The 17,965-nt window shown below is 43.4% G+C and carries 12 protein-coding genes; 6 read left to right on the forward strand and 6 right to left on the reverse strand.

Going from position 1 to position 17,965, the window contains the following annotated elements; all coding sequences use genetic code 11:
- Positions 1-77: 77 nt before the first annotated feature.
- Entirely contained in the window at positions 78-869 is a 792-nt protein-coding gene (locus ACP7AA_RS06170) for a hypothetical protein (protein WP_426222945.1), read from the forward strand.
- Positions 870-1,035: 166 nt separating this feature from the next.
- On the opposite strand, the gene ACP7AA_RS06175 is transcribed toward ACP7AA_RS06170, so the two are convergent.
- The 4 genes from ACP7AA_RS06175 to glpK all read right to left on the reverse strand — a co-directional run bounded on the left by ACP7AA_RS06175 (position 1,036) and on the right by glpK (position 5,947).
- The gene (locus tag ACP7AA_RS06175; protein ID WP_201619525.1) at positions 1,036-1,728 is read right to left on the reverse strand and encodes a TetR/AcrR family transcriptional regulator; all 693 of its coding nucleotides are present in this window, start codon (positions 1,726-1,728) and stop codon (positions 1,036-1,038) included.
- Positions 1,729-1,941: 213 nt separating this feature from the next.
- The gene (locus ACP7AA_RS06180; RefSeq protein WP_426222946.1) at positions 1,942-2,970 is read right to left on the reverse strand and encodes an endonuclease/exonuclease/phosphatase family protein; all 1,029 of its coding nucleotides are present in this window, start codon (positions 2,968-2,970) and stop codon (positions 1,942-1,944) included.
- A 334-nt stretch (positions 2,971-3,304) separates the two neighbouring features.
- Entirely contained in the window at positions 3,305-3,775 is a 471-nt protein-coding gene (locus tag ACP7AA_RS06185) for a hypothetical protein (protein ID WP_201564951.1), read from the reverse strand.
- A gap of 579 nt (positions 3,776-4,354) precedes the next feature.
- Positions 4,355-5,947, reverse strand: coding sequence for a glycerol kinase GlpK (gene glpK, locus ACP7AA_RS06190; RefSeq protein ID WP_426222947.1), 1,593 nt, complete (start codon positions 5,945-5,947; stop codon positions 4,355-4,357).
- A gap of 465 nt (positions 5,948-6,412) precedes the next feature.
- On the opposite strand from glpK, the gene ACP7AA_RS06195 reads away from it, so the two are divergent.
- The 4 genes from ACP7AA_RS06195 to ACP7AA_RS06210 all read left to right on the forward strand — a co-directional run bounded on the left by ACP7AA_RS06195 (position 6,413) and on the right by ACP7AA_RS06210 (position 12,019).
- Positions 6,413-8,032, forward strand: coding sequence for a TolC family protein (locus ACP7AA_RS06195; protein WP_426222948.1), 1,620 nt, complete (start codon positions 6,413-6,415; stop codon positions 8,030-8,032).
- A gap of 106 nt (positions 8,033-8,138) precedes the next feature.
- Positions 8,139-9,419 (forward strand): HlyD family secretion protein, encoded by a 1,281-nt coding sequence (locus ACP7AA_RS06200; RefSeq protein ID WP_426222949.1) that lies wholly within the window; start codon positions 8,139-8,141, stop codon positions 9,417-9,419.
- Positions 9,420-9,422: 3 nt separating this feature from the next.
- Positions 9,423-10,790: an ABC transporter permease gene (locus ACP7AA_RS06205; RefSeq protein WP_426222950.1), complete on the forward strand. Its 1,368-nt coding sequence runs from the start codon at positions 9,423-9,425 to the stop codon at positions 10,788-10,790.
- Positions 10,790-12,019, forward strand: a complete 1,230-nt coding sequence (locus tag ACP7AA_RS06210) for an ABC transporter permease (protein ID WP_426222951.1) — start codon at positions 10,790-10,792, stop codon at positions 12,017-12,019. The genes ACP7AA_RS06205 and ACP7AA_RS06210 overlap by 1 nt, the downstream gene beginning before the upstream one ends.
- A 122-nt stretch (positions 12,020-12,141) precedes the next feature.
- Here ACP7AA_RS06210 and sthA read toward each other — a convergent pair whose 3' ends face one another.
- Together sthA and ppsR are read right to left on the reverse strand one after the other, a co-directional pair.
- Positions 12,142-13,785, reverse strand: a complete 1,644-nt coding sequence (sthA, locus tag ACP7AA_RS06215; RefSeq protein ID WP_426222952.1) for a Si-specific NAD(P)(+) transhydrogenase — start codon at positions 13,783-13,785, stop codon at positions 12,142-12,144.
- Between the two features lie 185 nt (positions 13,786-13,970).
- Positions 13,971-14,867, reverse strand: a complete 897-nt coding sequence (ppsR, locus tag ACP7AA_RS06220) for a posphoenolpyruvate synthetase regulatory kinase/phosphorylase PpsR (RefSeq protein WP_227670454.1) — start codon at positions 14,865-14,867, stop codon at positions 13,971-13,973.
- Between the two features lie 650 nt (positions 14,868-15,517).
- On the opposite strand from ppsR, the gene ppsA reads away from it, so the two are divergent.
- A complete protein-coding gene (gene ppsA / locus ACP7AA_RS06225) occupies positions 15,518-17,902 on the forward strand; it encodes a phosphoenolpyruvate synthase (protein WP_426222953.1) in 2,385 nt (794 codons plus the stop codon).
- Positions 17,903-17,965: the final 63 nt, after the last annotated feature.

Here is a 17,965-nt window from a genome sequence, read left to right on the forward strand (position 1 = left end):
TTTATTGAATGATAAATTAACCTGCCTATTTACATACAAACTTTTCATACTTACTACCTTACTTTCAGGTTTATCTTATGCCTCATTCTGCCCTTCAAGCAGCTCCCTATAAAAAACCACTATATGCTACGCTATCCGCTGTATTGCTTCTGTCTACCGTATCCTGTGTATCGACTACAAGTCTTACGCCAAAAGACGCTACGCTAAAGACCGCCGACTATTGCCTTAGCAGCAATAATACTGAATCTCAAGCCCAGACAGCTGATGATAAAGCCCAAAGCGTACAACAGCGCGCCATGAAATGCATGCTGAACGAATTACAAACTTATCAGCAAAAAGACATGAGCGCCCGTCAACAATACTTTGCTTACAAAGCCCAAGCTTGGCTGAACTACGCCACTCATAAAGACAGTATGAATAGTCGTTCAGATGCTGCGGTGCAAGCCGCCCAAGCTGCAGAAACCATCTTGCAGGCGTTAAAAAATAATAAAGTTGAAGCGCTTGAACTTATCGAAGATATCCCATCGACCTCTACGCTGATGCGACCTGATTTATGGGCAACTTTAAATGCCCTTAAAGATAGTGGCGGTATCGTGAATGCGCCGCGCGAAATGGCCTTTAGTGAAGTGGCATTAATATGGGCAGCTACCGACCACTGTAAACGTGGCGAAAAATCATCAAACAGTCATTTTCGGATGGCAGATCGCTGGCTTGAGCAAGCACGCGAAGCTTTCGTTAACGCCCATGACTCAAAAACCAACGTTGCTTTAGAAGCGCTTATCGTGCGTTATTATGAAGAATATGCGCCTTTAGATTCAAGCGATGACAGTTGTAATGGTCAAGTGCTAACAGCGATTGATAAAAAGTAGGTATTTTATGCTTGTAGTGACTTATGCTTGTATTAAATAACCTTTGACCACACAATAAAATTTCAATCAATGTTTGATAAACGTTTATTAAAACGCGCAAAAAAAAGCCGACATGATGTCGGCTTTTTTACGTTTGGATTTGGCTCAAACTCTAGCGCAATAAAAATTAACGATTTTTACGCGGTAATTTTTCTGGCAAATAGCAGCGCAGATAAGCGATAGAAGCGGTATTGGCTTCTTGTAAATACTTATCAGTAATGCTCTGATGACGGCGATAAGAGACAGTAAAGATGGCGTTAATAATACTAAAGGTAATCAATAACACATCTTGAATATCTTCAAATTTTGGTACTTCATAACGCTCTGATAGGCGTTTATATACCAATTGTACCACTTGATTGTCCATATGCTCACCAAAACTATCCCCTTCAAAATCAGGAGTATTGGTGTCATAAATCAATTTGGCTTTGGTTTGGTCTTCATCAAATATTTTTACACAGCGCTCAATCAGCGCGGTCAAATACGCTTGCCATCTATCATAATCAACCGTTTCGACAGTGGTCAGCACTTCTAAGATGTCGATGGCATTTAAAAAACGCAATGCTAAGAATATCGCTTCGATATTTGGAAAGAAATGATATGCAGAAGCTCTTGGAATACCCGCTTCTTCGCAGACAGCAGCCAAGGTAATATCATTAATCGCTTGAGTTTCACTTAATTTTTTCGCGCCCATCAATAGCTTTTGACGGCGTGCGCGGCCTTGCTGACTGGTGAATTTAAATTTATTAGGCACCAGCTTTTTTGCCAGCTCCGAATCTACCAGTACATCTTCAATTTTGTCGTCTTTGTTTTCACTCATTATAAATCTCTTAATGTTACGCCCCATCTTTATAAATATAGTCTTCATCGGATAGCATCTGTCCTAAATCGAAGGACATTCTATTAACCGTTCATTTGGACCAATAGCACCGCTACTATACTCAACGAAGAGGCATGATAAACGCTTGTACACAGTCAAGCAAGGGACATGAATAGGTTAAAAAATAATTCACCAATTAACCAAAAAACGGGGTTAATTATGAAGTTTTATTTTCGCTCGTATAATACCATGATCGATGACTCTATCGGCATAATCCCACTTTAAGTGGTCATTAAAATAGTCAACTCGTTCAACCTGAGCAAGCGAAAACTTACTATCAGGTAAAAACTCTTCAGAAACAAATAACTGATCAATAACTTCTGGCATACCCTGATAAATATGGGTATAAGCAACATCTTTCATCCAACCATAACGGGCTTGGATACGAGCGGCATCAAACAATGCTACATCACGCATACTTTTATCATAGTTGACTTCGCCGGTTTCGGTCATCAATTGGGTGGTCACGCTACCGGTGACATCATTCATATCACCCAATAAAATCAGCGGCTCGCGCGTATGATGTAAGCGCTCAATGATAGACATACGAATAGAGGCGGCTTCTGCTGCGCGCATACATAAACTACGCAGTTTGGCACGAACACGAATATTCGGATCGTTCATATCCTCTAACAGATTGCCATTTTCATCACGTAAGAAAAAAGCACGTTTGCTTTTAAGGTGGGCGGTAATAATCGTTATCGGCTGCCCATAAGCATTCACTCGTAATATAAGTGGCGGACGATTAAAACGCTCATAAGGTCCTATATCAGGAATATCGATGACCGCTTTTGGCTCTACGGCTTGTAGCAACGTGCTCTCTAACTGCTCAAAGCGCGTGATAATACCAACTGCGGGTGTATTCTGCGCACCTTTGCCTTGAGTATAAGGGCTTGCGCTGTCATTACTTGCTAGTGGAATCACCACATGCTCAGGCTTAAAACCCAACGATACCGCCAACGCTTCAAGCGCCTGACTATCCCATACTTCTTGTACAGCGATAATATCAGCATGGGCTTTTGCTAATAAGTCGGTAATGCCGCGCAGCTTATGTTCGTATTCTTTATTGGTATAAGCGGGCGCATTTTCGTAATAAATTCGATTAGGATTGGCAAAATTCAGTAAATTGGCAGTTGCTATATAAAACTGCTTTGGATCATTACCTTCTGCATTATGAATCATAAATTACCTATTATTATTATTTTTGATAATTATCTCTTATCATTAAATATATTTATACATAACAATATTAAGTATATTCACACTTAATAATATACACTAAAAAAGCCTCCAAAGAAATCTTTGGAGGCTTTAAAGTAGCATAAAACTCGCTTATTTTGTCTGATAGCAGAGTAAAGTCTACAATCAGACTAATTCTAGTAATGAGAGAGTAAGCTTTTGTATTGTTTATTTACTTATATCAAATAAACGATTAGTTTATCTTAATGATGAAGCTTAACAAAGGAATCTTATCGATCATTACTTTAATCATCATAGCTTAAAAATATAACGGCTATTAAGACACACGGTTCCATGCATCACGTGTTGCACGACGAGCCTCTTCCCACTCTAGACGCGATTCACCCTTCACTTCATGCCATGAACGCTCTAAGTCTGATTCATGATCTTCAAAACGGGCATCGGCTGGATAGCGGGCGCGATTGGCGTAACCAACAGCATACGCTGGATGTAAATCACGATCAAACTCATGACCTTCGCGGTAATAATCCGCATTGGCATGTTGAGCACGCCAGTAGGCTTCTTCACGAGTTGGGTCAATGGCTTCTGCGGCTGCATGACCAGCACCGCCACCAACGATAGCACCAATAGCGCCGCCGATTAAGGTTCCTAATGGACCTGCCATTGTTCCAATAGCCGCACCTGCTGCTGCGCCGCCAATACCACCAATACCTGTGCCTAGTGGGTGTGAGCCTGGCTCACCTGTGATTGGATCAGCATTCAGATCTTCTCTGCTCTCTTTTGACATGTGCTTCACGGCATTACGATCAATGGCGTCGTGATCATCAATGATATTGTCATTTTCATGTCTAACAACTCTATTACCATTGATATCAACATCATTGTCATTTAATCGACGTGCATTGTCATCAACGATGCGCTCTCTATCACCGACTTCAAGATAGTCATCAGCGATTACACGGTTATTAGGGTCTGTAATGCGTCCATCGTTATTCATAATATTATCCTTAAATTATTTGTTATATATTAGAGTTATTCATTGCTAATGTACTAATCGCTCATTTTTCAGCTGTAAATCTAAGCTATTAATTTAACGCCTATTAATGACATAGTTATGAATTAATAGTTATAGATTAATAGAAATTAAATAAGAGTGACTAGCGCTATGATTTAATTCATCTAAAGTATAGGAATTTATGGATACCAACAAATAGACAGGTTATGTAATTTGTGTCCAAATTACGATTGCCTTGCGTTACAGCCTGTATCTTTATCGCCAATTTGCATGGATTTGTATGTCAGCGGAGCGCTTTAAGTAATCTTTAACTGAGTGGTTACAGCGCTTAAATATCTCAATATTAGACAATTACATGACTTTTAACGCTCTATCGACGGCTTGTTGCCATTTATTAAGATGCTGCTGCCGAATATCGGCGGACATTTCAGGCTCAAAAATCCGGTCGACTTGCCATGATGCTTGCATCGTTGCTTCATCGTATAGACCCGTTTTCAATCCCGCTAATAAAGCCGCACCTTTGGCTGTGATTTCTGTGTCTTTGGGCCGCAGTACCGGCACCCCTAATAAGTCAGCTTGAAACTGCATAAGTAAGTCATTATTAGCCGCGCCGCCATCGACTCTGAGCTCAGTCAATGGATGAGGACTGTCTTTTTGCATAGCGATGAGTACATCATAAGTCTGATATGCCACCGCTTCCAATGCCGCGCGCGCGATATGGGCTTTGGTCGTACCGCGGCTCATACCAGTGATACTGGCACTGATATCGGAGCGCCAGTAAGGAGCGCCAAGACCTGTAAATGCGGGCAATAAGACCACCTCTTCACTGCTATCTACTCGCCGCGCTAAACTCTCAACCTCACTGCTTTGTTGAATCATACCGAGATTATCACGCAACCATTGCACGATAGCACCGGCCATAAAAACACTGCCCTCCAAGGCATAAGTGACTTCCTTTTTGGGCGGTTGTAGCATACGCCTGCCAGACTGAACGATTTGATCAAATGATAAATTGTCTGGACGCATTGGCGTTGATTTACGTTGCCAAGCGATGGTCGTCAGTAACTTATGCTCACTCAGTTTTGGCGTCTGACCGATATTCATCAGCATAAAACAGCCCGTGCCATAGGTATTTTTTGCCATGCCTGCATCAAGGCAGCCTTGCCCAAATAGCGCCGCCTGTTGGTCGCCCAATACCGCCTGAATAGGAATTTGTTTGGCAAACAACCCTTTTTTTGTTTTACCAAAATCTCCATCAGATGCCAGCACCTTGGGCAATATATTCATGGGTATGGCAAAACAGGTACATAGCTCCTCTGACCATGCCAGTTTATGGATATCATATAATAAAGTACGACAGGCATTGGTCACATCGATGACGTGTTCGCCGCCGGTTAATTTATAGATAAGCCAGCTGTCTATGGTACCGACAGCAATCTCCCCTTTATTGGCGCGTACTCTTAATTTAGGGTCGTTTTCTAACAACCACGCGATTTTACTGGCGCTAAAATATGGGTCTAAGCGTAAGCCTGTGATACGTTGTATCTCGCTTGCCATATCAACATGCTTATCATCAGTCTTACCGCTCGCGCTTTCTGCAGCAAGCGTTTTACAATAGCTTGCGGTGCGGCGATCTTGCCAAATAATGGCAGGCGCTAAAGGTTTGCCCGTTTGCTTATCCCACATCACGATAGACTCACGCTGATTGGTAATCGCAATACTGGTAACATCGGTCGCAAGCAGCCCGGCCTGATTAATCACATCATGGGCACAGCTAATCTGTGTCTGCCAAATCTGCTGGGCATCTTGCTCGACAAAACCTGCTTGCGGCGTCTTTAAAGTTGTCGGCTGCTGTACCATTTTAATCGGACGGGCATGGTCATCGTACAAAATCGCGCGGCTCGATGTTGTACCTTGATCTAGCGCTAAAATATATCCTGCCATTACTCACATCCTATTTTAGATAGTGTTGTTTTTTATCTGCTGATTTTTATCTAGCTTTATAGCCATGCCTTTATTAATTAAAGCTATTGCATGTACTACTAAAAGTTAGTGCATGGTTTAGATTGTTATTTCAACGAGCTTTTATCCTCAATGACTTTTTATCACTAACCCATAAATAATGCTATTATTTACCTTACAATGAGACACTTAACATAAAAACAGCGCATATTCAATGTAAAATAAGCGAATAGTGAGCATTGACCCGTCACCATTGTGGCACTACAGTGTACGCTTTGTTATGAATAACCAATTTTTGCTTTCTATTAATAGTCTATAATATTGCCCAGTTTGGCTACCTTCTAAAGACTTTACGTTCTAAACACTTTGCATTCTAATTAATGGCTTACGTGACTTATGAAATTTGCTTTATCGACTCTGTCTACTGCTGTGATGACGGTTATGCTCATGAGCTTAGCCGCGTCTCACTCCGCAAACGCTAACGATGATATTATCACGTCACAAAATGAAGTAGCGCCAGTGGTAGTGACGCAAATTATTGATGCAGATAATCAAAGTGTCACTCAAGAAAGCAGTCTACAAAACAAGGCAGCGACGACAGAAAAACAGACAGCTAAAGCTGAGCCCAATACTGGCTTAAGCACCCTTATCGACCCCATCACCCATAAAAGCATTGATAATAGCTATCCCTTAGAAGTGTCTAGCCTGCTAAGTCTTGAGCAAGCGCAAAATATTTTATTGCAAGTTTCACCAAAAATTGCTGCCAATCAAGCCGCGATTGCTGCCAGTGAATACGAAACGGATGCGCTAAAAACCATCGACCATCCGTTAGTATTTGCGCGCGTCTCAGCCAATGCTTATAACTTGGATGCCGATGTGGACTTATCGTCGATTAAAACCGGCATTATCAACGATGTAAATAGTAGCGTTGATAGCATCGACCCGCCCATAGATATAGAAAATCTGCCGGATTTTGGTGAATTGGTCGGTGACCGTATCCCAGATAATTACGATTTAAAACGTTCAGGTTCAACGACGGGAGCAGGTTTGGGTGTGGTATGGCCCATTTATACCGCTGGACGCACAGCAGCATTAACAGGCGCTTCTACTGCTCGTACTCAAGAAGCTGTCGCAGATAGCATACTGGATACCAACGAGCTTTATAACACCTTAATTGAGCGTTATTTTAAGGCACAATTGGCGATTATTGCTGCCTATTTACGCGAAGATGCTTATGATACGGTGCAGCAAGTTGATCATATGGCACAGCGCCTTTTTGAAGAAGGCTTTATCTCACGTGTCGATCGCTTAGAAGCCCAATCGGCGCTTGCCGATGCAAAAAGCGAATCGGTCAATGCCAACAATGATGCGCGTCTAGCGATGATGGCGCTACAGCGTCTCTTGCGTACCGATTATCGTATCAAGCCGACCACGCCCCTATTTGTTTCTAGTCGTCCTTTACCTGATGTCAATTATTTTCAAGATTTGGCACTGAGCAATCATCCAGGTCTGCAAAAAGTCGCCGCTAAACGAGCCCAAGCTCAGCAGCTACACGCGCTGTCAGATACCGGCTACAAACCTACGGTTATGCTTTATGGCTATGGACAACTCGAAAAAGACCCAAGTTGGGTCGCTGGTATTTCAGCAAGTTGGAAGCTTTGGGGTGGGCTCGATAAAACCGCTTCTCTAGCCTCTAGCAATGCCAAAATACGCCAAGCGGATTTGTCTGAGATTGAGGTTAGTGACAATCTATTATTGTTGGTCGAAAAAAACTGGCACGATGTCAATAATGCCCAATCTCGCTATCAGGCACTACAAAGTAATGTAGATTTGGCAGCAGAGGTATTACGCTTGCGTCGCCTTGGGCTGCAAGAAGGCTTAAATACGCCTATCGATGTAGTACAAGCACAGACACAATACCTCAAAGCGCGTACGGAACAGGCGCAAGCGGCGAATACTTATGTACAGTCTCTTGCCGCTCTAATGCAAAGCTGCGGTACGCCTCTCGCTTTCAATGCTTACTTAAACGCTGCTGATATTCGACTACCAACCTTATATGACAAATAGCCTACCCAGTAAGACATATTAAATAATAAGATTAAATGCCAAGACTAAATAACGCCAGACCTATTCTGCTTATTACCGACTTTATCGCTTTAGGAATCTCACTGTCATGACTGAATCTAATAACGAATCAGGCGACTCACGCAAATTAAATGCTTCAGACCAAACCGCTGAATCAAACAGCAGTCATCATGAGCAAACGCCCGTCGATGCTATTAATGGCACTAAACCGACTGAAGCTTTCGTCGATAGCGCTGATAGCATCGATAGCGTCGATAGCGTCGATAGCGTCGATAGCGCTGATATGGACCAAGAGCAAGCGGTGCCGCCTTATAAACGCGAGCCTGCAAAAGCGGATAAATCTGCCGTGATTAAAAAGGCGATTTTGGTACTCCTTGTGCTGCTTGTTTTAGGGGCAATTGCTTATGGTTTGTATAAAAGCAATCAACACAATGAGCCTGAAGTCATCACCTTACAAGGGCAGATGCAAATGCAGCAAACGTCCATCGCCGCAAAAGTACCAGGACGTATTGCACAAATCATGGTCACAGAAGGCGATGCCGTGACGGTCGGTCAGCAATTGATTGAGATGGACTCACCTGAGATTAACGCTAAGATTAATCAAGCTCGTGCTGGCAAACAAATGGCCCAAAGTCAGCTTGATAAAGCAGAAAATGGCGCCCGTCCACAAGAGATTGCGCAAGCAAAAGCCGCTTGGCAAGCCAATAAAGCGGCGTCTGATTTGGCAGAAAATACCTATCAGCGCGTCAATCGCCTTTATGAAGAAGGGCTGATGGCGCGGCAAAAACGTGATGAAGCCTACGCCCAATATTTGGCTACCCAAGATCAAACAGAAGCGGCGCGCTTGCAGTATGACTTAGCAATGGAAGGCGCACGCAGTGAAGATAAATCTGCCGCAACGGCACAAGTTGCCCAAGTCGATGCGCAATTAGAAGAAGCACTAGTCGCAAAAGAAGAAGCCAATCTAAGAAGCCCGATTGCCGGTATCGTGGATAATGTCATCGTCAATGCTGGCGAAGTCATTGGTCAAGGTGTGCCGATCCTTACCTTGGTCAATACCGACGATCAATGGGTGGTACTCAACGTCACTGAAACCTATTTAAATCAATTTGCGATTGGTCAGCGTTTTATGGGTACGATTCCTGCTTTATCATCGCCCGAAAAGCCTTATACCAAACAGTTTACCGTTTATGCCACCTCAACATTATCTGATTTTGCCACTTGGCGTCCGACCAACAATAACGATGGTTTTGATGTGCGTACTTTTGAGGTTAAAGCGCGACCATCGGCACCTGATCGACGTATTCGCTCGGGTATGAGCGTGATTGTCAGTATCAATCCAGCCCTTGCTAATCAGACTCAAGAGTAAGCCATGCGCTTGACTAAGCAAAAGAGGCTAAGTGGACAAAAGGGGCTAAGTGGACAAAAGGGGCTAATTGGCGCTTTTATACGCAGTGCGGCCTACGAGCGACGTTTTTTAGCCAAAAATCCATGGGATTTGAGCATGGTGCTTTGGATACCGCTTGCAACCGTGCTGTTAATTTGGTGGATTTTCTCACAAATACAAATCACCGATTTACCTATTGGGGTGATGGATAAAGACCGCGGTCCTATTGCCAATACTGCCGTGCGTTATTTGGAAGCCAATCCGAACCTGACGGTCAGACAGCTGTATCATTCACCGGCAGCGGTAGAAGCAGCGCTCCTGCAACGTGATATTTATGCGGTGGTCATTATTCCCGAGGATTTCTCGCGCAATATCTCATCGAGTAAACCTGCTCCCATCGTGCTGCAAGTAAACGCTCAATACGGTACTCACTCTGGCATTATCCAAACCAGTGTCCAATCAGTGATTGGTACGCTATCGGCAGGCGTTGAGATACAGCGTTTGGTGAAACAAGGTATGGCCCCATCACAAGCGGCGATTGCTTACTCGCCCATTGGTATTCAACGTATTAGCTTATTTAATGCCGCAACGGATTATCAGCAGTTTTTAGCATCAACCGTTATCCCAGCGCTGCTGCATATCTTAGCTATGGTCATCGGTGCTACGACCATTGGACGCGAGCTACGCGATAAGCAAATCGGTCGTTGGTATGACTTTATTGAAAGCGGTCATCCTGACTTAACCAGCATTGAAGCCAATACTAAAAACGACATTAAAAACGACAAAACCATAGCTGCTTCAACCTCTGCTGCAGACAATAAAACTTCTGTTATAGATAATAAGCCTAGAAAAGCCAGTATTTCAGTCTTGCTCTCTGGTTTACTGGGTAAGTATTTTTGGCCAACGCTGGCTTATAGCCTATGGTCAATTCTAGCGTTATGGCTTGCTACTCCGCAGCAAGCGGTTGCTATTAGCTCTATCATGGCTACTTATGTCGGTCTTGTCTTGCTGATGATGTTGTCATTCTGGCTTGGCGCCATATTTACCCTAACCTCATTTTCATTACGTATGGGCTTATCGTCGACCGGTTTTATTTCAGCACCTTCTTATGCGTTTGCAGGGGTTACCTTTCCTTATATCGCCATCAGTGACAGCGCCAAGCATTGGTCGGATGCGCTACCACTTACCCATTATCTTAAGCTGCATATTGCCCAATTACAGATGCAAGCACCCGTTGCCATCTCATTACCGATAGTTTATGGACTGACACTAGCAACCGTTATTGCTATGTTCTTAGCCGCATTATTGAGCAAACGCGCGCTCGCCCATCCTGAACGCTGGGGAGCACGCTAATGTCTATGTTAAAAAAAGAGCCTGTATCAGCAAAGGACTCTACCTTACCAAAAGACAAGCTATCTAATACGCCATCAGATTCAAAAGACTATTCATCACAAAGTTTTTTGCACAGTTTTGTGCAAACGATTAAAGACGTTTTTTCTGATAAGGGTGTCCTGTTACTATTACTGATTGCGCCGATTATTTATGGCTTCTTTTATCCTTGGCCGTATTCGACAGAGGTGGTCAACCATGTGCCGGTTGGTATTATCGATAAAGATAATAGCAACCTATCCAAAACCATCGTCCGTTATGCCAGCGCCAGCCCGCAGCTAGATACCAAGCGTTTTTTAAATGAGCAAGATGCCATCGAGGCCATCTGGTCGGATGACATCGCCGGTTATATGATTATTCCAAGCGGTCTTGAGCAGCAAGTATTGTCTGGAAAAGCGACAAGTGTCAGCGTACTGGGCAATGGTGGCTATTTCTTACTAAATAAAAATGTCCAAATGGGATTTTTGCAGGCCGTTAGTACCGTATCGGCAGGGGTTGAGATTAAAAAAAGCGTGGCGCAAGGGGCATATTCTGCAACCGCAGCGGCAAGCACCCAAGCAGTGCCCCTAAAAATTATTCCTTTATATAACCAAACCGAAGGTTACGGTGCTTACGTGGTGCCAGCAGTAGCGATTCTTATTTTGCAGCAAACCCTGTTGATGTCTACAGCGATGTTGATTGGTACTTGGTATGAACAACGTCGTCATGCCACCAGTATTCGCGGCTGGCTCGGCCGTATTGCAGCGCTCAGTATGTTCAGCTTTATCATCGGCTGCTTCTATTATGGTTGGACCTTTGAGCTGCATCATTATCCACGCGGACAAAACATGCTCGGCAGCTTGTTATTTTTACTGCTGTTTTGTCCGACTGTGGCCACGCTTGGCTGCGTGTTTGGACTGTGGTTCCGCCAGCGTGAGCGCAGTATGCAAATTCTAATTTTCAGCTCGCTACCTATGTTTTTTGTCAGTGGTTATCCATGGCCTGCCCATCAATTACCAGAGTTTTTACAAATCATCCGCTGGTTAATACCGACGACGCCTGCGATTAACACCTCTGTCCAACTCAATCAGATGGGTGCCAGCGTGGCGCAAGTCGCAACGGGATTTTATGCGTTGGCAGGATTGTGGGCATTTTACATTATATTACTGCTGCTCTTTCGTTGGCGTACCCCACAAAGTAAAACTGGCTATTAATGTAAAAAAATTTTAGTAGCCTTTGTTCTGCTAGAAAAAATGCCATAAAAAAAGCGCCTACTCATTAAGCAGGCGCTTTTTTATATCTCTTACTTTACGGTTTACGCATTAAAAAATAAGCGTTAGAAAACACGATTCAAACCGTTAAGGGCTGCCACACGATAGGCTTCTGCCATCGTTGGATAGTTAAAGGTGGTATTTACAAAATACTCTAAAGTGGCGTTACACTTCATCACTGCTTGACCAATATGAATAATCTCTGACGCGTGATTGCCGTAACAATGAATGCCTAAAATCTCAAGCGTATCACGATGGAACAAAATCTTTAACACACCTGAGCGTTCACCAATGATTTGCGCGCGTGCCAAATGTTTAAAGAACGCCTGCCCGACTTCATAAGGGACTTTTTCATCGGTCAGCTCTTGCTCTGTCTTACCAATACAAGAGATTTCAGGGATGGTATAGATACCTGTTGGTACGCTTGATACTGGCTCTGCATCACTATCGCCAACCATAAAGGCCGCCGCACAGCGTCCTTGGTCATAGGCAGCAGACGCCAATGATGGCCAACCGATAACGTCACCGGCAGCATAGATATTTTCGACACCAGTACAATAGGTATCATCAACTTTTAGCTGACCACGGCTATTGGCTTCAAGCCCGATGGCTTCTAAGTTCAAGCCTTCAGTGTTACCTGAGCGCCCATTTGACCAAAGAATGGCATCCGATTTAATGCGCTTGCCGCTTTTTAGATGTAAGACCACATAATCATCATGCGTCTCTAAATGGTCAATCTCTTCATTGCTACGAATCAATACGCCAAACTGTCTAAAGTCATGGGCAATGGCATCACTAATCTCACTGTCTAAATAATTAAGCAGCTGATCTTGGTTATTGATTAGGTCAACTTTATAGCCAAGACCGGTGAAAATAGAAGCGTACTCACAACCAATCACCCCTGCACCATAAATGATAATTTTTTTGACCACATAATCCATTTGCAAGATTTTATCAGAGTCAAACACACGTGGATGGTTAAAATCTAAAATATCAGGACGATAAGGGCGACTACCAACGGTAATAATGGCTTTATTAAAGGTGACGGTTTCAAAGATACCATCGTCTTTTTCGACGCTTAAAGTATGCGCATCAATAAAACTTGCCCAACCGTGAATCACCTCAATACGATTACGCTCATAAAAGCGCGTATGGGTACTTACCTGATTACGGATAACTTTACGAGCATTGGTTAGCACTTTATTGAGCGGTACTTGCTGGTATTCCATCGCTTTGGTGAACATAGGATCACGGCGAAAGTTAATCAAGTTAAAGACTGATTGACGCAATGCTTTACTTGGAATGGTACCGACATGGGTAGAGTTGCCGCCGACCTGTTCGCGTGGGTCAATAACCGCTACTTTTTTACCCGACTTCGTCAGCTTCATGGCAGCTGCTTCACCAGCAGGACCGGCACCTAGGACGACAACGTCATACTCATACTTATGCTTATCGCCTTTGATACGCTGCGAGTCTTTGGTAAAAGGGGTTTTAATATCAATACGGGTGTCATCTAGCGGATTGACCAAGTCAGGATGATGCATGATATCTTCAGTGACTTGCTCATGGGTTTGCTCAATTCTTGCTTTTTTGTTTTTACCCTCAGTATGCTCAGGGTTTGGCGCGCGGCCGCTCTCTTTATTAGACACTTCGGTTTGAGTGTCTTTACCAGTATCGTTGGTCGCGTCGCTTATAGGTTTGCTTCCCATCGTATCCTCTTTATTAATTTATGAATCTATTTTTTCAGTCCATGAGTGTCAGCCGGTTTAAATGCCGTCAGGGTCATGGCGCTAAAGTTGGCCTACCATACGTTGTGATAGGATATTTTGCAATATTGGCGACAGTTACGTTATCGCCATAGTCGTTATTCGTTATACGCTGTTGATTAATTTCTTTAACCAATCCGGCGCTTAAGACCGGTCATCTGTAAGATACGCGTGGCAATCTCTTCAACAGACATCTCTGATACATCAAGGCTTGGAATACCTTGCGAGATATAAATTCCCTGTATAGCGCGCTGCTCTTGCTGGCATTGCTGGTAACTAGCATAACGACTGCCAGCGCGGCGTTCTTGGCGAATTTTCACTAAGCGATCGGTGTCGATTAATAAGCCAAACAGCTTATGCTTATGCTCACGTAGGGCTTTAGGCAGCTTATTGTCGTTTAAATCTTCTTCGGTTAAGGGATAATTTGCCGCTCGAATACCAAATTGTAGCGCCAAATACAATGAAGTCGGCGTTTTTCCAGAACGCGAAACACCAATAAGGATAATATCTGCCGCATGATAATGGCGAGTGCGCGCGCCATCATCATTGTCTAAAGCAAAATGCACGGCATCGATACGTTCTTTATACGTCTCAGAGTCGACATCATCATGGGCATGGCCTGAATGTCCATCTGGTTCAACACCCGTCTCTTCTGCTACCCGACCGATGAGACCTTCGTACATATCCAAATTACAGCTATGCGCTGAATTGATTTTCTCGCGAATATCAGGACTGACAATCGTATCAAATACCAATGGCAATAAACCATCGCGTTGATAAGCAGTATTGATTTGTTCGACGGCATCTTCGGCACGCTCTAAGCTATCGACATAAGGCAGTACTCGGGTTTCAAAAGGCACTGAGGCAAACTGACTTAAAATAGCGCGTCCAAGGGTTTCGGCGGTAATCGCCGTACCATCAGAGATAAAAAAGGCGGTTCTTATATTTTGGGCGTTATCTACTTCTAATGCTTGTTTGTTTTGAATAGTCGGATTGGCTGGTTCGGGCGGATTGTTTACAAACATAACGTGAACACCTTTGTTAAAACGTTAAAACCTCAATAATCGCTTTTGCATAGCGCTGAAAAAACTTCAATCGACTCTTAATAGCCGTTTATAACAACTTATAATAAAAACTTCTTATAGCAAATTTGCCATGCTCTTTATTTGCCATGCTCTTTAATAATCATTGGCTGTGAATTCGCTGCTAAAGAGCATAGTCGCGTCCAGAACATATCTATGCGCTATATTATACGCATAATAGCCATCTAATAGAAATCAATGTTACAGGCGTACACTTAGAAGCATTTGTATAAAAGTTAGCATAAAAACAAACCTTACTTTTAAATCAATAATCAAACCAGTTATCAATAATTCAATAGTCACCTATTAGTCACCTATATATAGAAGCAAATTTTAAAAGTGCTTTAAGCAAATTTTGGAAGTTTTATCCAACATTAGCTATTGTGAATACATTCATGAAACCTCTCACATTCCCATTTTCACTATATTCTAGCAGCCAAATATTACTTTCTTGCCGCGCAAATATGTAGCAATCCCCACAATTTGTATCTTTTTGACGAATTTTTTGGTTCTAGGTATCGAAATTATCCAAATATAGGGGTATAATCGACCGTTATAATCTTTACTAAATAACCTTATTTTCTGGAGTTATCATGGCAGCGCAATCTACAGCACTTGTAATCAATCTTGATCAGCTAGGAAAAGATGACATTGATATGGTTGGCGGCAAGAATGCCTCGCTTGGCGAGATGATCAGCCATCTATCTGATTTGGGTGTCAGCGTTCCAGGTGGCTTTGCGACCACTTCAAATGCGTTCAATCGTTTTTTGACAGAAACAGGCTTACTCGACAAAATCAACAGCGAGCTTAAAACACTTGACGTTAATGATGTCAACAAGCTTGCTGAAACGGGTAAAAAAATCCGTACGTGGATTATTGAGCAAGAGCTGCCAAGCGACCTTGAGCAAGAAGTGCGTCAATCGTTTGAAACCATGAGTGGCGGCGAAGACATCGCTGTTGCGGTACGTTCTTCTGCTACTGCTGAAGATTTGCCAGATGCGTCATTTGCCGGTCAACAAGAAACTTTCTTGAACATTCGCGGCATTGATAACGTCCTCATTGCGATTAAAGAAGTATTTGCCTCTTTATATAACGACCGCGCTATCTCTTATCGTGTGCATAAAGGTTTTGAGCACGAAGGCGTTGCCCTATCTGCTGCTGTACAGCGCATGGTTCGTTCAGAAACTGGCGCTGCAGGCGTTATGTTCACCCTAGATACCGAAAGTGGTTTTGATCAAGTGGTCTTTATCACCTCAAGCTACGGTCTAGGTGAAATGGTCGTGCAAGGCGCGGTTAACCCAGATGAATTCTACGTATCAAAAAAATTACTTGCTAACGGTAAACCTGCGATTATCCGTCGCAACCTAGGTAGCAAGCATAAGAAAATGATTTATGGTGATGAAGGCAGCACCACTAAATCAGTAAAAACCGTCGATGTTGAAAAACAAGACCGCATGCAGTTCTCTTTATCGACTGAAGAGCTGAATTCACTTGCCAAACAAGCGATGACCATCGAAAAGCATTACGGTCAAGCGATGGATATCGAGTGGGCAAAAGACGGCGACAGCGGTGAAATCTTTATCGTTCAGGCACGTCCAGAAACCGTTAAGAGCCGCCAAGACAGCAATGTCATGGAACGTTATATCATCAATACTGGCGATGCTAAAATCCTATGCGAAGGTCGTTCAATCGGTCAACGTATCGGCGCTGGTAAAGTACGTATCGTTAGCAACTTAAACGAGATGGATAAAGTACAAGACGGCGACGTATTAGTATCAGACATGACGGATCCGGATTGGGAACCAGTTATGAAGCGTGCTTCTGCTATCGTCACCAACCGTGGTGGTCGTACTTGTCACGCTGCTATTATCGCGCGTGAGCTTGGCGTACCAGCAATCGTTGGTTGTGGTAATGCCACTGAATTATTGGTTGATGGTCAAGACGTCACCGTTTCTTGTGCTGAAGGTGATACTGGCTTTATTTATGAAGGTCAGATTGACTTTGAAGTACAGACCAACTCTGTTGAATCTATGCCAGAGCTTGCATTCAAGGTAATGATGAACGTTGGTAACCCAGATCGCGCCTTCTCATTTACCCAAATGCCGAACGAAGGTATTGGTCTTGCGCGTTTAGAGTTCATCATCAACCGTATGATTGGCGTGCATCCAAAAGCGCTGCTAAACATGAACAGCTTGCCACGTGAAATCGCCCAAGCTATCAATGAGCGTATCGCCGGTTATGCGTCACCAGTTGATTTCTATATTGATAAATTGGTCGAAGGTATCTCAACCCTAGCCGTAGCCTTTATGGATCAGCCAGTTATCGTGCGTATGTCTGATTTTAAATCAAACGAATATGCTAACTTGCTTGGCGGTAAATTATACGAGCCATCAGAAGAAAACCCAATGCTTGGTTTCCGTGGTGCGAGCCGCTACGTTTCTGACAACTTCCGTGACTGCTTCGAGCTTGAGTGTAAAGCATTGAAACGCGTCCGTGATGAGATGGGTCTGACTCACGTTGAGATTATGATTCCATTCGTCCGTACCGTTGGCGAAGCCAAAGAAGTCATCGAGTTACTTGAAAAAAATGGTCTAAAACGTGGTGAAAATGGTCTGCGCGTCATCATGATGTGTGAGCTACCAACCAACGCCTTATTAGCAGATGAGTTCCTAGAGCACTTCGATGGTTTCTCAATCGGCTCTAACGATTTGACGCAGTTAACACTTGGTCTAGACCGTGACTCAGGTATCGTCTCACATCTATTTGATGAGCGTGATCCTGCGGTTAAGAAACTATTGTCTATGGCGATTGAAGCTTGTAATAAAGCTGGCAAATACATTGGTATTTGTGGTCAAGGTCCATCAGATCACCCAGATCTTGCTTACTGGCTCATGGAACAGGGTATCGACTCAGTGTCATTGAACCCTGACTCAGTATTAGATACTTGGTTCTTCTTAGCGGGTGAAGAAGCGAAGTAAGCCGTAACGTTCAGTCACAGCGTTAATTCACATCGTCATGTAAGATATAATCATTAGGGTCTA

Source organism: Psychrobacter sp. DWR1-2-3 (assembly GCF_049896465.1).
Taxonomy (GTDB): Bacteria; Pseudomonadota; Gammaproteobacteria; order Pseudomonadales; family Moraxellaceae; genus Psychrobacter; species Psychrobacter maritimus.

Excerpts from the sequence above, each read along its gene's own strand:
- ACP7AA_RS06180 (WP_426222946.1), bottom strand. The coding sequence starts at position 2,970 with ATGATTCATAATGCAGAAGGTAATGATCCAAAGCAGTTTTATATAGCA.
- sthA (WP_426222952.1), bottom strand. The coding sequence starts at position 13,785 with ATGGGAAGCAAACCTATAAGCGACGCGACCAACGATACTGGTAAAGAC.
- ppsR (WP_227670454.1), bottom strand. The coding sequence starts at position 14,867 with ATGTTTGTAAACAATCCGCCCGAACCAGCCAATCCGACTATTCAAAAC.
- ACP7AA_RS06195 (WP_426222948.1), top strand. The coding sequence starts at position 6,413 with ATGAGCTTAGCCGCGTCTCACTCCGCAAACGCTAACGATGATATTATC.
- ppsA (WP_426222953.1), top strand. The coding sequence starts at position 15,518 with ATGGCAGCGCAATCTACAGCACTTGTAATCAATCTTGATCAGCTAGGA.
- ACP7AA_RS06185 (WP_201564951.1), bottom strand. The coding sequence starts at position 3,775 with ATGTCAAAAGAGAGCAGAGAAGATCTGAATGCTGATCCAATCACAGGT.
- glpK (WP_426222947.1), bottom strand. The coding sequence starts at position 5,947 with ATGGCAGGATATATTTTAGCGCTAGATCAAGGTACAACATCGAGCCGC.
- ACP7AA_RS06170 (WP_426222945.1), top strand. The coding sequence starts at position 78 with ATGCCTCATTCTGCCCTTCAAGCAGCTCCCTATAAAAAACCACTATAT.
- ACP7AA_RS06175 (WP_201619525.1), bottom strand. The coding sequence starts at position 1,728 with ATGAGTGAAAACAAAGACGACAAAATTGAAGATGTACTGGTAGATTCG.
- ACP7AA_RS06200 (WP_426222949.1), top strand. The coding sequence starts at position 8,139 with ATGACTGAATCTAATAACGAATCAGGCGACTCACGCAAATTAAATGCT.
- ACP7AA_RS06210 (WP_426222951.1), top strand. The coding sequence starts at position 10,790 with ATGTCTATGTTAAAAAAAGAGCCTGTATCAGCAAAGGACTCTACCTTA.
- ACP7AA_RS06205 (WP_426222950.1), top strand. The coding sequence starts at position 9,423 with ATGCGCTTGACTAAGCAAAAGAGGCTAAGTGGACAAAAGGGGCTAAGT.